15 protein-coding genes and 1 other RNA gene are annotated in these 12951 nt (G+C 56.8%); 4 read left to right on the top strand and 12 right to left on the bottom strand.

Annotated elements, in window-relative coordinates:
• The 4 genes from rsmH to rsmI form a co-directional block, all read right to left on the bottom strand.
• A complete protein-coding gene (gene rsmH / locus WBR25_RS01820) occupies nt 1–939 on the bottom strand; it encodes a 16S rRNA (cytosine(1402)-N(4))-methyltransferase RsmH (RefSeq protein WP_005336168.1) in 939 nt (312 codons plus the stop codon).
• A complete protein-coding gene (gene mraZ / locus WBR25_RS01815; RefSeq protein ID WP_013723406.1) occupies nt 940–1398 on the bottom strand; it encodes a division/cell wall cluster transcriptional repressor MraZ in 459 nt (152 codons plus the stop codon).
• Between the two features lie 442 nt (nt 1399–1840).
• An RNA gene (gene rnpB / locus WBR25_RS01810) (RNase P RNA component class A) lies at nt 1841–2227 on the bottom strand.
• Nucleotides 2228–2384: 157 nt separating this feature from the next.
• Nucleotides 2385–3218: a 16S rRNA (cytidine(1402)-2'-O)-methyltransferase gene (gene rsmI / locus WBR25_RS01805; protein ID WP_479749306.1), complete on the bottom strand. Its 834-nt coding sequence runs from the start codon at nt 3216–3218 to the stop codon at nt 2385–2387.
• A gap of 199 nt (nt 3219–3417) precedes the next feature.
• Between rsmI and WBR25_RS01800 the strand changes: the two genes are divergently transcribed.
• Genes WBR25_RS01800 through dolP form a run of 4 tightly spaced genes read left to right on the top strand, consistent with a single transcriptional unit; the run spans nt 3418 to nt 6701 of the window.
• Nucleotides 3418–5205 carry a penicillin-binding protein activator gene (locus tag WBR25_RS01800; RefSeq protein WP_479749305.1) on the top strand — a complete coding sequence of 596 codons (1788 nt, stop codon included), beginning with the start codon at nt 3418–3420 and terminating at the stop codon, nt 5203–5205.
• The gene (locus WBR25_RS01795) at nt 5126–5518 is read left to right on the top strand and encodes a YraN family protein (protein WP_129503148.1); all 393 of its coding nucleotides are present in this window, start codon (nt 5126–5128) and stop codon (nt 5516–5518) included. The genes WBR25_RS01800 and WBR25_RS01795 overlap by 80 nt, the downstream gene beginning before the upstream one ends.
• A 9-nt stretch (nt 5519–5527) precedes the next feature.
• Nucleotides 5528–6118 (top strand): D-sedoheptulose-7-phosphate isomerase, encoded by a 591-nt coding sequence (locus tag WBR25_RS01790; protein ID WP_005336275.1) that lies wholly within the window; start codon nt 5528–5530, stop codon nt 6116–6118.
• A 4-nt stretch (nt 6119–6122) separates the two neighbouring features.
• Nucleotides 6123–6701 carry a division/outer membrane stress-associated lipid-binding lipoprotein gene (gene dolP / locus WBR25_RS01785; RefSeq protein WP_005336277.1) on the top strand — a complete coding sequence of 193 codons (579 nt, stop codon included), beginning with the start codon at nt 6123–6125 and terminating at the stop codon, nt 6699–6701.
• 43 nt (nt 6702–6744) lie between these two features.
• Here dolP and WBR25_RS01780 read toward each other — a convergent pair whose 3' ends face one another.
• From WBR25_RS01780 to zapE, 8 genes are all read right to left on the bottom strand, one after another.
• Entirely contained in the window at nt 6745–7170 is a 426-nt protein-coding gene (locus tag WBR25_RS01780) for a ClpXP protease specificity-enhancing factor (RefSeq protein WP_005336278.1), read from the bottom strand.
• Nucleotides 7167–7796, bottom strand: a complete 630-nt coding sequence (gene sspA, locus WBR25_RS01775; protein ID WP_005336279.1) for a stringent starvation protein SspA — start codon at nt 7794–7796, stop codon at nt 7167–7169. Before sspA ends, WBR25_RS01780 begins: the two co-directional genes overlap by 4 nt.
• A gap of 87 nt (nt 7797–7883) precedes the next feature.
• Nucleotides 7884–8618: a cytochrome c1 gene (locus WBR25_RS01770; RefSeq protein WP_005336280.1), complete on the bottom strand. Its 735-nt coding sequence runs from the start codon at nt 8616–8618 to the stop codon at nt 7884–7886.
• Complete coding sequence (locus tag WBR25_RS01765) at nt 8615–9832, bottom strand: cytochrome b (RefSeq protein ID WP_005336282.1); 1218 nt, start codon at nt 9830–9832, stop codon at nt 8615–8617. Before WBR25_RS01765 ends, WBR25_RS01770 begins: the two co-directional genes overlap by 4 nt.
• Before the next feature lie 2 nt (nt 9833–9834).
• A complete protein-coding gene (petA, locus tag WBR25_RS01760) occupies nt 9835–10425 on the bottom strand; it encodes a ubiquinol-cytochrome c reductase iron-sulfur subunit (protein WP_005336284.1) in 591 nt (196 codons plus the stop codon).
• Between the two features lie 295 nt (nt 10426–10720).
• On the bottom strand, nt 10721–11113 hold the full coding sequence (gene rpsI, locus WBR25_RS01755; RefSeq protein WP_005336286.1) for a 30S ribosomal protein S9: 393 nt from the start codon (nt 11111–11113) through the stop codon (nt 10721–10723).
• 15 nt (nt 11114–11128) lie between these two features.
• The gene (gene rplM, locus WBR25_RS01750; protein ID WP_005336289.1) at nt 11129–11557 is read right to left on the bottom strand and encodes a 50S ribosomal protein L13; all 429 of its coding nucleotides are present in this window, start codon (nt 11555–11557) and stop codon (nt 11129–11131) included.
• A gap of 266 nt (nt 11558–11823) precedes the next feature.
• Nucleotides 11824–12918 carry a cell division protein ZapE gene (gene zapE / locus WBR25_RS01745; protein ID WP_440001622.1) on the bottom strand — a complete coding sequence of 365 codons (1095 nt, stop codon included), beginning with the start codon at nt 12916–12918 and terminating at the stop codon, nt 11824–11826.
• Nucleotides 12919–12951 lie beyond the last annotated feature (33 nt).

The raw sequence follows: 12951 nt of genomic DNA, 5'->3' as shown, positions 1-12951 counted from the left end.
TTACTCCGCCAGCCGTTCGGCAACCCGCAGCACCGAGCTGCGTGACCGGCTGTTTTCAGATACTTCATGATCAGAAGGCTTGAGTGCCTTGCCGACCGACTTCAATTTGCGACCGCCAGCCAGCTGGGCCTCGGTCAACGGAATGCCGTAAGGCACTTCCGGCCCCTTCTCGTGTTTGCGAATAAAGTGCTTCACCAAGCGGTCTTCCAGTGAATGGAAGCTGATCACCGACAGACGGCCATGTGGTGCCAGCACTTCCAGTGCACCGTTGAGCGCGGTTTCGATCTCGTCCAGCTCGCTGTTGATATATATGCGAATGGCCTGGAAGCTGCGGGTTGCAGCATGCTTGCCCTTCTCCTTGCTCGGATTGACCCGGGCAATCATCTCCGCCAGTTGGCGGGTACGCACATAAGGCTCGGTCACACGGTCATGCACGATGGCGCGGGCGATCTTCTTGGCAAAACGCTCCTCACCGAAGGTCTTCAGCACCCAGGCGATGTCATCCACATCGGCCTTGGCCAGCCACTCGGCGGCGCTCTGACCGGAGGTGGGGTCCATCCGCATATCGAGCGGACCATCTTTCATAAAGCTGAAGCCGCGCTCGGCATCATCCAGCTGGGGTGAAGAGACCCCCAGATCCAGCAGGAAGCCATCCACCTTGCCCAGCAAACCGCGCTCATCCAGATAGGAGGCGATGCCGGAGAAGGGGCCGTGCACGATTTCGAAACGGGGATCCTGGATCTTGGCGGCCTCGGCAATCGCTTGGGGATCGCGGTCGATGGCGATCAGGCGGCCATTGGGGCCAAGGTGCTGCAGGATCAGACGAGAATGACCACCACGGCCAAAAGTACCGTCGACGTAGACACCGTCCGGCTTGATGGCCAGACCTTCAACGGCTTCGTGCAGCAGCACTGTGATGTGTTCAGCGGCTTGGGTCATTTATAAAGAGAAATCCTGTAGTCGTGGTGAGCTTGCCCAATCGTCCCCGGGCAGACCCAAGATGTCGTCATTGACCTGTTGTTGCCAGCGGGCTTCATCCCACAGCTCAAACTTGTTGAGCTGGCCCACCAGCATGATTTTCTTGTCCAGCCCCGCATGGTTGCGCAGTGGCTGACTGAGCAGCAGACGGCCATTGCCATCCAGCTCGCATTCGGTTGCATGTCCCAGCAGCAGTCGCTGCAAACGGCGCTCTTGCGGATTCATGCTGGAGAGAGTCTTGAGCTTGCGCTCGACCTCTTCCCATTCATTCAGGGGATAAAGCAGCAGACAGGGATGGGCAATATCGATGGTGCAGACCAGCTGGCCGTCGCTTTCATCGCGCAGCCAATCACGAAATTTGGTCGGAATTGCCAGCCGCCCTTTACTGTCCAGGCTGATGGCATGAGCGCCACGCAACAAATTGCAGTCCCTGAAGGTGAGTGAGCAGGCAGATTGCCCCTCTAAAAACCACTTTGATCCACTTTTCCCCACCTTGAAGTTTAAGGACGTGCAGGGGGCTTTTCAAGCAAGGAGATGGGACAGAGGGAACATATTGACGCAGCAATTGCATACCGCGGATTGAGTGGGTTGATTTTCCACAAGTTATTTGGCGTTAAACTCTGGTGATTAATTGAAATAAGTGAATGAACTGAGAACACACACAATATGCGGGTGCGAACAACCATCCTGGGTTCTATCACCATCTATCGCTGCCATCGTGCCAAATACGAAACTATTCGATTGATTTAAAACATATAATTTCATTCAAAATGACAAGGCTGAAAATATCCTGTCACCGAAGCCATATTTTCTCATGCATAAAAAAGAGCCCCGCGATAAATCGCGGGACTCTTCGCAATGAGGTCGGAGTCGGCCTGTAAGCCGGGTTCTGTACCGGGTTGCCCCGGGTAGCAATCATTCCTCTAGGCCAGCAATCGCTCGCTGGCTCAAGCAACCTACCCGCCCCCAACGCGGGCCGCGCCAATAGGGGCCTATTTGGTCTTGCTTCGGGTGGAGTTTACCGTGCCACGAACTGTTACCAGTCGCGCGGTGCGCTCTTACCGCACCCTTTCACCCTTACCTGATCCCTTGCGGGCCATCGGCGGTCTGCTCTCTGTTGCACTGGTCGTAGGCTCACGCCCCCCAGGCGTTACCTGGCACCCTGCCCTGTGAAGCCCGGACTTTCCTCCCCTCCGCCCGTCAGTCCCGAGGGACACAACGACGAAGCAGCGATTGCCCAGCCAACTCCGAGGCGCGGATTATAGCCTTGCGATACGCACGGGGTAAACCGGCAATTCCCGTTTACAGCCATTTATCGCGCTTTGGCCCCCGTTTACAGGCTGACTGATTGTCGATACAAGGGATTGCTCAGGTCAAAAAACAGTCTGCCGGCCTATTCCACCGACTCAATAGTGCTCGAGACCGTATTTATAGAGGGCATTCTTCTTCACGCCGTGGATCTCGGCGGTCAGGGCGGCCGCTTTTTTCAGTGGCAGTTCGGTCACCAGCAGACCCAGAGTACGGATCGCCTCGGCTGGCAGATTCTCTTCCTCTTTGGAGGCGCCAGCCACGACCAGCACGATCTCGCCGCGGCAGCGGTTGTCATCCTCGCCCAGCCAGGTCAGCATTTCGGAGGCTGGCAGACCGTGAATCGACTCAAAGGTCTTGGTCAGCTCGCGACACACCACCACCTGACGCTCGCCGAGAATGCGAGCAATCGCTTCCACTGCATCCTGCACACGGCGCGGGGATTCGTAGAACACCAGCGAGCGGGTGTCTTCGATAACGGCTTGCAGGCGATCATCGCGCCCCTTGCTCTTGGCGGGCAGGAAGCCCTCAAAGGCAAATCGATCGGTGGGCAGACCGGCCGCGCTCAGAGCGGTGATGGCAGCACAGGGACCGGGCAGCGGCACCACCTTGACCCCGGCTTCACGACAGCGGGTGACCAAGTGATAACCGGGGTCGCTGATGAGCGGGGTGCCGGCATCGGAGACCAGCGCAACACTCTTGCCCTCTTTGATCCGGCCGATCAGCACATCGGCTTTCTGCTGCTCGTTATGATCGTGCAGGGCGAAGGTCGGCACCGAGATTTGGTAGTGGCTGAGCAGGATACCGGTATGACGGGTATCTTCGGCTGCCACCAGATCGACACTGCGTAAAATGTCCAATGCACGCTGGGTGATGTCCGCCAGATTGCCGATCGGAGTGGGGACTATATACAGGGTTGGGATGTCACTCATGGGATCTCCGAGTGCCCCGACAATTGTGTCGCCATATTGGCCCGTTTACACTATGGGGAACTTCAACACTGGTCGGGGAATGAACTTGAACCGGGTTACAAAGCAGCTAAGTGTATCACGACTCTTCGGCATCATACTCGCGGCAGTACTGCTCGCCGCCTGTGCGTCGGAGCCCAATCAACCGTCAGGGCAGTCAGGCATGCCCTCTGCGTTCTCCAATCTGACCAAGAATGCCCAGTGGTATCTTGAGCAGGTGGACCCCGCCAAACCGGCCGAGTCCTTTACCTGGCAGATGCTGGCGGCACGCAGCTATCTGGCGCTGGGCCAGGCCAAACCGGCCTCGGCACTGTTCCAGCAATTGCAGAAGCAGGCCAAGGATCCCGTTCAGAAGGCGCAGTTGCAACTGCTGCAAGCCCATCTGTTGCTGGCGCAAGGCCACGCCAATCAGGCGCTGATCCTGTTGGAAGGCAAACCCGAGGTGGTGCTGGATGCCGATACCCAGAAGGATTGGTATCGCCAGCGCGTAGTGCTGCAGCTCGACATCAACAACAAGTTTGGCGCAGCCAAATCGTTGATTGCACTGGAGCCCTACCTCAATCAGAGCGAGCAGGCGACCAACCATCAGCAGATTTGGTCGTTGCTCAAAAGCATGACCCCCTCCACCCTGCAAGCGCTGGAAGAGGCCCAAGCACCTGACGTGACCACCGGCTGGTTGCGACTGGCGGCACTGGTCAACGAGTTTGGCGCCCAGCCAAACCTGCTGGCCCGTCAGCTGGCAGGCTGGAAGCGCGACTTCCCCAACCATCCGGCTCAGAAGGATATGCCGGCAGGATTGGGCGATCTCGCCGCAACTGCCAGCACCTCGGTGCAACAGATCGCTGTGCTGCTGCCCCTCTCCGGCAATCTGGAGCCGCAGGGCGCCGCCATCCGTAATGGTATGCTGATGTCTTATAAGGAAAATCAGGGGCAATTCACCCTGAACTTCTACGACACCCAGAGCAAGTCGACCGGCGACCTTTATAAGCAGGCGATTCAGGAAGGGGCAGACATGATCATCGGCCCGCTGCTGAAAGATCGGGTCGAGGAGCTGCTCAAGGCCAATCCGACCGTACCGGTACTGGCGCTCAACGAGCTGGACAAGCCGGTCGTCAACGACACCACCTACTACTTCTCCCTCTCTGCCGCCGCAGATGCCGCGCAGGCAGCCCAGTACCTTTACACCCAGGGCTACCGCAAACCGCTGCTGATCGCCGCCCAGGGTCGGATCGGTTACAGCAGTATCAAGGCGTTCGAGCAGAGCTGGGCCACCCTGAGCCAGGATAAGCCGGTCGTTGCCACCTTCGGTGCCCGCAACGAAGTACAGGGAATGGTCAAGAATGCCCTGAGCGGCCGCTCTACCGCCCGTGCTGGCGAGGTAATGCAACTCTCTGATGCCGCACCGCGCAGCATCGATGCCGTATATGTGGTGGCCAACAGCCTGGAAACCCGGATGATCAAGCCCTACGTGGATGTCTCGGTCAATCCGATGGGCAGCCTGCCCATCTACACCAGCTCCCGTGGCTACGACAGCGCCGCAACCGAGGTCGCCTCCGAGCTCAACGGCATGCATATCGCCGATATGCCGCTGCTGCTGGGCGGCTACGAGAAACAGCGCGAGCAGATCGCCCTGCTCTGGCCGCAGACTCAGGGTGACCTGCTGCGTCTGTTTGCCATGGGCTACGATGCCGTCAGTCTGGCTGAGAACCTGCAGCAGATGCGCAAGGTGGGTGGCATGCAGCAGGCCGGCATGAGCGGTCAGCTGAGCGTGGATGCCCAGGGCAATATCGTGCGGATGCTGAGCTGGGGTACTTACCAGAACGGCAAACTGGTCGACGAGAACGCCGTTCAGCAACTGGAGGAGCCCTCCAATGAAGGAACTATGGAAACGGATACGCCAGCAGTTGCCGAGCCTGTTCCCCTCACCAACGAGCAAGGGACAGCACTTTGAACACGTCGCTGAACGCTGGTTGCAGGCCCGGGGCCTGCAACCGGTAGCTCGCAACTACCGCTGTCGTGGCGGTGAAATAGATCTCATCATGCACCAGGGCCAGACCCTGGTGTTTGTTGAGGTGCGCTACCGGGCCACCGGCAGCCATGGCGGGGCCGCCAGCTCGGTCACCCGCAGCAAACAGCACAAGATCATGCTGGCAGCGCGCCACTATTTGAAGCAACATGCCATCAACGAGGCCAATCAGGCCTGCCGATTCGATGTGATTGCGTTCGAGGGCGACCAGCCAGCCTGGATCCAGAACGCATTTTAAGAGGACCCTATGACTGACCGCATCAAAGAAAACTACACCGAAAGCATCCAGACCAAGATAGCCGCCGCCGAGGCGTTGCCGGATGCCATCCATACTGCAGCCCAGATGATCACCATCTGCCTGCTCAATGGCCACAAGGTGCTGGCATGCGGTAACGGTCCTTCTGCCGCACTGGCGCAACTGTTCATCTCCGAGCTGGTCAACTGCTACGAGACCCAGCGCCCCTCCCTGCCCGGCATGGCCCTGACCCCGGACATGGCGACCATCAGTGCCATCGCCACCGACCACGGTTTTGAAGAGGTCTACGCCAAGCAGATCCGCGCGCTGGGCCAACCTGGCGACATTCTGGTGGTCATCACCACTTCCGGCCACAGCCGCAGCCTGATCAAGGCCGCCGAGGCCGCCCTCTCCCGCGACATGACCATAGTGGTGCTGAGCGGGGGTGACGGTGGCGAAATGGCAGGTCTGCTCGGCCCGAACGATGTGGAGATCCGTGTTCCCTCCGCCCGTCGCCCTCGCATTCTGGAAGTGAACCTGTTGACCCTGCACTGCCTGTGTGATCTCATCGACCAGACACTTTTCCCGCAACAGGAAGATTGAAACCATGAAAAAGCACACTATCCTGCTCGGTCTGCTGGTTAGCACCCTGCTGCTGCAAGGCTGCGCAGCCCTGGTTGTTGGCGGCGCAGCAGGGACTGCCAAGGCCTCTGGCGATCGCCGAACGCTGGGCGCGCAGTGGGATGACCAGACCATAGAGCTGAAAGCGGCCAATCTGCTGGCCGACAACAAACCCCTCAGTGCAGCCAGCAAGATCAGCGTCTACAGCAACAATGGTCGCGTTCTGCTGGTCGGCCAGACACCTTCTGACGTTTACAAGATTGAGGCAGGCAAAATTGTCAGTCGCATCGAAGGGGTGCGCCACGTCTACAACGAATTGCGCATCGGCCAACCTGCCAGTTTCACCACCCGCAGCAATGACTCCTGGATCACCTCCAAGGTGAAAGCCGACATGTTCGGCACCAAGAACTTCGACAGCACCAAGGTCAAGGTGGTCACCGAGAACGGCGAGGTGTTCCTGATTGGTCTGGTGACTCGTCAGGAGGGAGAGCAGGCAGTCAACATCGCCCGCCATGTCACCGGCGTGAAGCGCGTGATCAAGGCCTTCGAGTTCGCCCAGAACTAAGCTCGACCGCACATAAAAAAACGCAGCCAATCGGCTGCGTTTTTTATTTGATCACCTTCAGGGTCGGACGACCGCTTGGACGCGGCGGTTCCGGCTCAGGCTCCACCGGCGCTTCGGCCTGCTCCAGCCATATGTCGTAACCCGGCTCAGGCGGGAACATGGTGCCCACGCCGTTCTCCCGGGCATGAATAGCCAGTACGGCTGCCATCGGGATGTAAACCTGCTGGGAGACCCCGCCAAAGCGGGCACTGAAGCTGATAGCCTCGTTATCCATGTGAAATTGCATCACGGCTCGGGGCGCGATATTCAGTACAATTTGCCCGTCCTGAGCAAATTGCATCGGCACCATCACATGGGGAATGTTGACGTTGACCACCAGATGAGGGGTCAGATCGTTGTCCAGCAACCAGTCAAAGAACGCCCGTAACAAGTACGGGCGGCTCGGTGTCATTGTCGGTTCCATGCTCATACGCCAGCACGGATCTCGCGTTCGGCTTCGGTCAGGGAAGCCTGGAAGGACTCACGCTCGAACAGACGAACCATGTAGGCCTTCAGCTCTTTGGCACCACGACCGGTCAGGTCGATGCCAAGGCTCGGCAGACGCCACAGCAGCGGTGCCATGTAGCAATCCACCAGACCGAACTCTTCGCTCATGAAATAGGGCATTTCACCGAAGATCGGCGCGATGGCCAGCAGGTTGTCACGCAGTTCGTTGCGTGCCGCTTCAGCATCGGTACCGGCCATGATCTTGTCGGCCAATGAGTACCAGTCCAGCTCGATGCGGTGCATCATCAGACGGCTGTTACCACGGGCAACCGGGTAAACAGGCATCAGGGGCGGATGCGGGAAGCGCTCGTCCAGATACTCCATGATGATGCGCGAGGTGTAGAGTGCCAGCTCACGATCAACCAGGGTCGGTACAGAGTTGTACGGGTTCAGCTCGGCCAGCTCATCCGGCAGATTGGCTGGATCAACCTGGCAGATATCCACGCTAACACCCTTCTCCGCCAGGACAATACGCACCTGATGGCTGAACATATCGTTGGCACCGGAAAACAGCGTCATTACCGAACGCTTATTGGCAGCTACAGCCATTGAACCCTCCCGTCATTAAAAAGCAGAAACGGCAATGAAGCATCTTGGTCTTCATTGCCGTGCATTATATTACCCGTATCTGGTCGCTTAGTGAACGTCGCGCCAGAATTCCTTCTTCAACAGCACAGTGAAGATGAAGAAGATCACGATGAATCCAAGCACCCAGAAGCCCATGCGTTCACGCTCCTGTTGTACCGGTTCAGCCGAGTAGACCAAGAAGTTTACCAGATCCAGTACCGTCTGATCATACTCTTCGTCATCCATTTCACCATTACCGTCAGATTTGATGCTGACAACCTGCTGGGTTTCCACTCCGTCGACCGTGTGAGTAGCGAACTCGGCACGGGGGGTTCCCTGCAACGGCTCCAGCACATGGGGCATGCCCACGGACGGGAACACGGCGTTGTTCACCCCGAACGGACGGGTCTCATCCACGTAGAAGGAACGCAGATAGGTGTAGATCCAGTCTGCACCGCGCACCCGGGCAACCAGTGTCAGATCGGGGGGCGGCGCACCAAACCACTTGGCGGCATCCTTCTCTGACATTGCGCTCTTCATCAGATCACCGACCTTTGCACCGGTGAAAATCAGGTTCTCTTTCATCAAATCTTCGGGGATCCCGAGATCTTCTGCGACCCGGTTATAGCGCTGATACTGGGTAGAGTGGCATCCGGCGCAATAGTTCATGAAGGTGGCCGCGCCGCGTTGCAGCGATGCCTTGTCACTCAGATCGTAATTGGCTTTGTCCAGATGAACAGCTCCGCCACTTGCAAATACCAGAGATGGCAGCAGGGTCAGCACTGCAAATATTATTCTTTTCATTTAAATGTCACCCTCTCCGGCAGCGGCTTGGTGCTTTCATTCTTGCTATAGAAGAACAGCAGGACGAAGAACCCGAAATATCCCAGTGAACAGATCTGGGCAACCAGCGTCAACGTCGGCGTCGATGGCAGCACCCCCAACACCCCCAGGATGATGAAGCAGACCACAAACTGGGCAATGTTCAGCTTGTGCAGCATGCTGCGATAACGCACCGAGCGCACCTTGCAGCGATCCAGCCACGGCAGCAAGAACAGCACCACGATGGAGAGACCCATCATGATGACGCCAAGCAGCTTGTCCGGCACCGCCCGCAAAATGGCGTAAAACGGCGTGAAGTACCACACAGGCGCGATGTGCTCCGGGGTTTTCAGGCCGTTGGCCACTTCAAAGTTCGGCTTCTCGAGGAAGTAACCCCACATATCCGGTTTGAAGAAGATGATGGCGCAGAAGAAGAACAGGAAGCCTGCCACACCGATCATATCCTTGACGGTGAAGTAAGGGTGGAACGCCACCGCATCCAGCGGCCAGCCGTTTTCGTCCTTGTGCTTCTTGATGTCGATACCGTCCGGGTTGTTGGATCCTACTTCGTGCAGCGCCAGAATGTGCATGGCAACCAGCATCACCAGCACCAGCGGCAACGCAATGACGTGCAGCGCAAAGAAGCGGTTAAGGGTCGCACCAGAGATCACGTAGTCACCGCGGATCCACAGGGTCAGATCGTCACCGATGACCGGAATGGCGCCAAACAGCGAGATGATGACCTGAGCACCCCAGAATGACATCTGGCCCCAGGGCAACAAGTAGCCCATAAAGGCTTCCGCCATCAGCACCAGGAAGATCAGCATGCCGAAGATCCACAGCAGTTCACGAGGCTTCTGATAAGAGCCATAGATCATGCCGCGGAACATGTGCATGTAGACCACGATGAAGAATGCAGACGCACCGGTTGAGTGCATGTAACGCAGCAACCAGCCGTACTCCACATCGCGCATGATGTACTCCACGGAGGCAAACGCACCTTCCGCGGAGGGGTTGTAGTTCATGGTCAGCCAGATACCGGTGATGATCTGGTTGACCAGCACCAGCATGGCCAGCGAGCCGAAGAAGTACCAGAAGTTCAGATTCTTCGGTGCCGGATACTTGGCCATGTGGTCGTTGTACATGGCCGTGAGCGGGAATCGATAATCGATCCAGCCCATCAGTTTACTCAACATGGTCAGGCCTCCTTGCCATCGGCACCGACCTGGATGGTGGTGTCATTAATGAATTGATAGGGCGGAATGACCAGGTTCAGCGGTGCAGGCACCCCCTGGAACACACGGCCGGCCATGTCGAACTTGGAGCCATGGCACGGGCAGAAGAAGCCGGACGTAACGCCCTGCACCTGCTCGCCAAAGCTGTCAGGCAGATAGGAAGGTGAACACCCCAAGTGGGTGCAAATACCGACCGCGACAAAAATTTCGGGCTTAATCGATCTGTACCCGTTATGGGCATAGTCAGGCTGCTGCGGCTCTTCAGATGAGGGATCCCGCAGCTTGTCATCATGCGCGGCCAAGGCATCCAGCGTCTGTTTGGTGCGTTTCACCACCCAGACAGGCTTGCCTCGCCACTCGACACGGATGAGCTGACCCGGTTCCAACTTGCTGATATCGACTTCAACCGGCGCACCGGCTGCTTTGGCCTTGGCGCTCGGATTCCATGACTTTATAAACGGCACTGCGGTAAACGCAGCTCCTACCCCACCAACGGCAACCGTTGACCAGGTAAGAAATCTGCGGCGACCGGTATCAACTGGCGCATTGCTCATCCAAAAACTCTCCCATGTGGACTCCGCACATTCTTATAGTGTCCCTGTTCCCCATTTTTCCCGTGACAACAGCGGCGGAAGCTGGATTTACAATTGCCACAGAAAACAGGGGAAATTTTAAAGAAAAGATAACAACTTGACAAGAAAGAGCGATGAGCAATGAAAACAATAAAGAAACAATTTTTTGTCTTTTGTGACGCGTGGTTAGCATTGATGTCGGTAATATTACCAATAAAAAAAGCCTGGCGGTTGCCAGGCTTTTTTGACACTCGAAAGAGTTAGTACCAAAAGCGAATTAACGCTTGGAGTACTGCGGACGCTTACGAGCTTTGTGCAGACCAACTTTCTTACGCTCAACCTTACGGGCATCACGAGTAACAAAGCCAGCTTTACGCAGTTCGGAACGCAGGGTTTCGTCGTACTGCATCAGAGCACGAGTGATACCGTGGCGGATCGCACCAGCTTGACCGGAGATGCCACCACCATTAACGGTGATGTACAGGTCCAGTTTCTCGGTCATCTCAACCAGTTCCAGCGGCTGACGAACTACCATGCGGGCAGTCGGACGGCCGAAGTACTGCTCCAGGGAGCGCTGGTTGATTACGATCTTGCCGCTACCCGCTTTGATAAATACGCGAGCAGTGGAGCTTTTGCGACGGCCGGTACCGTAGTATTGATTTTCTGCCATGTTGCCAGTTCCCGATTAGATATCCAGTACTTGAGGTTGCTGAGCAGCATGAGCATGCTCGGCGCCTGCGTAAACTTTCAGTTTACGGAACATGGCACGGCCCAGAGGACCTTTCGGCAGCATGCCTTTGACGGCTGCTTCGATTACCATTTCCGGTTTACGCTGAATCAGCTTGTCGAAGCTGATTGACTTGATACCACCCGGGAAACCGGAGTGAGCGTGGTACATTTTGTCGGTAAATTTCTTACCGGTTACGTGTACCTTCTCAGCGTTTACAACGATGATGTAATCACCGGTGTCAACGTGCGGAGTGTACTCAGCTTTGTGCTTACCACGCAGACGAGCAGCGATCTCGGTTGCGATACGACCCAGAGTTTTACCTTCTGCGTCCACAATGTACCAGTCACGTTTTACGGTTTCTGGCTTGGCAACGAAAGTTTTCATTAAGTTAAACCCAATTACCTGTTACAGACCCAATTGCTTATGGGGGCTCTCCCACAAACAACAAACGATGGCCTACCTGTACCCCTTCGAATACAAGTAAAGCTTAAAGTGTTGCTGTCTTATCGACAGCTGTAACGTGGGCCGGGCGATTATAAGTGAAGTTGCCTTAAATATCACCTGCTAATTTCACTGCCATGAAACCAGCAAATGTCGCCCGGCCCTACCTGCCGCAGATGCCCATCCGACTGGCAGGCGCGGTATTGTGACTAAGGAAGGTGCACTCTGGCAAGGTATTCGTGCGATTGCATTTCCTGAAGCCGCGAAAGACAGCGTTTGAATTCGAAATTCAGCAGCCCTTCGCCGTAGAGTTCTGCCATGGGAACAGCCGCCGACATGATGAGTTTGACGTGCCGTTCGTAGAACTCATCGACCATGGCAATGAAGCGGCGAGCCGCGTCATCCGTGCCTGTGCCCATTGGTTGCACATTGGCCAGCAGAACGGTATGGAACAGCCTGGCCAGCTCGATATAGTCGTTCTGGGAGCGGGGAGTACAACAAAGTTGCTCAAATTCCATATAGAGCACCCCTTCCCCCATCCCGAGCGACGCCAGCTGACGATGATTGACCTCGAACGTCCCCTCGCAAGCCGTGTGCCCACCGGTTAATTGCTGAAAATAGTGGTCAAGATTGGCTTTTGCCTGCAAGTCCAGCGGGCAGTGATAAATCTCCGCTTGTTCCAGCGTACGCAGGCGATAGTCGATACCGCCATCCACGTTAAGTACCTCGCAATGACGCTCGATAAGCTCGATAGCTGGCAGAAAACGGGCTCGCTGCAGCCCGTTGCGATAAAGATCCTGCGGCGGAATATTCGAAGTGGCGACCAGCACAACACCGTGACCAAACAGCTCCTGGAACAGCGTACCCAGCAACATGGCGTCGGTGATGTCTGAGACAAAAAATTCGTCGAAACAGATGATGTCTGTTTCACTGGCAAGCTTGCTGGCCACCAGCTTGAGGGGGTCGGACTGCCCGCTCAGCCCCTGCAGCTCATCGTGAATGCGGTGCATGAAGCGGTGGAAATGGCTGCGCATCTTGCGCGTCCCCGGCAGGCTGTCGAAAAAAGTATCCATCAGCCAGGTCTTGCCTCGGCCCACTCCGCCCCACATATAGATACCGAGGACAGGCTCCGGCGGCTTGGGCTTTTGCAGCCAACCCAGCAGCCCTCGAGATCTGGTCGGAGTCGGGCGCCGTAGCAAATCCTGATACAGTCGCTCCAGCCTGCTAATGGCCATCCCCTGCGCGGGGTCGGCCACAAAGCCGGGGCGCAGCAGATCCTGCTGGTATTTTTGCTGCGGTGTCATCCTTGAGCGCCTCTCCAAGTCCCTGAATCGAGG

The organism is Aeromonas sp. MTB (genome assembly GCF_056632455.1).
This window is presented reverse-complemented; position numbering and strand designations above follow the sequence as displayed.

Bases quoted from the DNA above. Each gene is read 5' to 3' on its own strand.
- rsmH (WP_005336168.1), bottom strand. From the start codon at position 939: ATGACCCAAGCCGCTGAACACATCACAGTGCTGCTGCACGAAGCCGTT.
- petA (WP_005336284.1), bottom strand. From the start codon at position 10,425: ATGAGCAATGCGCCAGTTGATACCGGTCGCCGCAGATTTCTTACCTGG.
- zapE (WP_440001622.1), bottom strand. From the start codon at position 12,918: ATGACACCGCAGCAAAAATACCAGCAGGATCTGCTGCGCCCCGGCTTT.
- rpsI (WP_005336286.1), bottom strand. From the start codon at position 11,113: ATGGCAGAAAATCAATACTACGGTACCGGCCGTCGCAAAAGCTCCACT.
- WBR25_RS01765 (WP_005336282.1), bottom strand. From the start codon at position 9,832: ATGTTGAGTAAACTGATGGGCTGGATCGATTATCGATTCCCGCTCACG.
- dolP (WP_005336277.1), top strand. From the start codon at position 6,123: ATGAAAAAGCACACTATCCTGCTCGGTCTGCTGGTTAGCACCCTGCTG.
- WBR25_RS01790 (WP_005336275.1), top strand. From the start codon at position 5,528: ATGACTGACCGCATCAAAGAAAACTACACCGAAAGCATCCAGACCAAG.
- WBR25_RS01800 (WP_479749305.1), top strand. From the start codon at position 3,418: ATGCCCTCTGCGTTCTCCAATCTGACCAAGAATGCCCAGTGGTATCTT.
- sspA (WP_005336279.1), bottom strand. From the start codon at position 7,796: ATGGCTGTAGCTGCCAATAAGCGTTCGGTAATGACGCTGTTTTCCGGT.
- WBR25_RS01780 (WP_005336278.1), bottom strand. From the start codon at position 7,170: ATGAGCATGGAACCGACAATGACACCGAGCCGCCCGTACTTGTTACGG.
- WBR25_RS01770 (WP_005336280.1), bottom strand. From the start codon at position 8,618: ATGAAAAGAATAATATTTGCAGTGCTGACCCTGCTGCCATCTCTGGTA.
- WBR25_RS01795 (WP_129503148.1), top strand. From the start codon at position 5,126: ATGAAGGAACTATGGAAACGGATACGCCAGCAGTTGCCGAGCCTGTTC.
- rplM (WP_005336289.1), bottom strand. From the start codon at position 11,557: ATGAAAACTTTCGTTGCCAAGCCAGAAACCGTAAAACGTGACTGGTAC.
- rsmI (WP_479749306.1), bottom strand. From the start codon at position 3,218: ATGAGTGACATCCCAACCCTGTATATAGTCCCCACTCCGATCGGCAAT.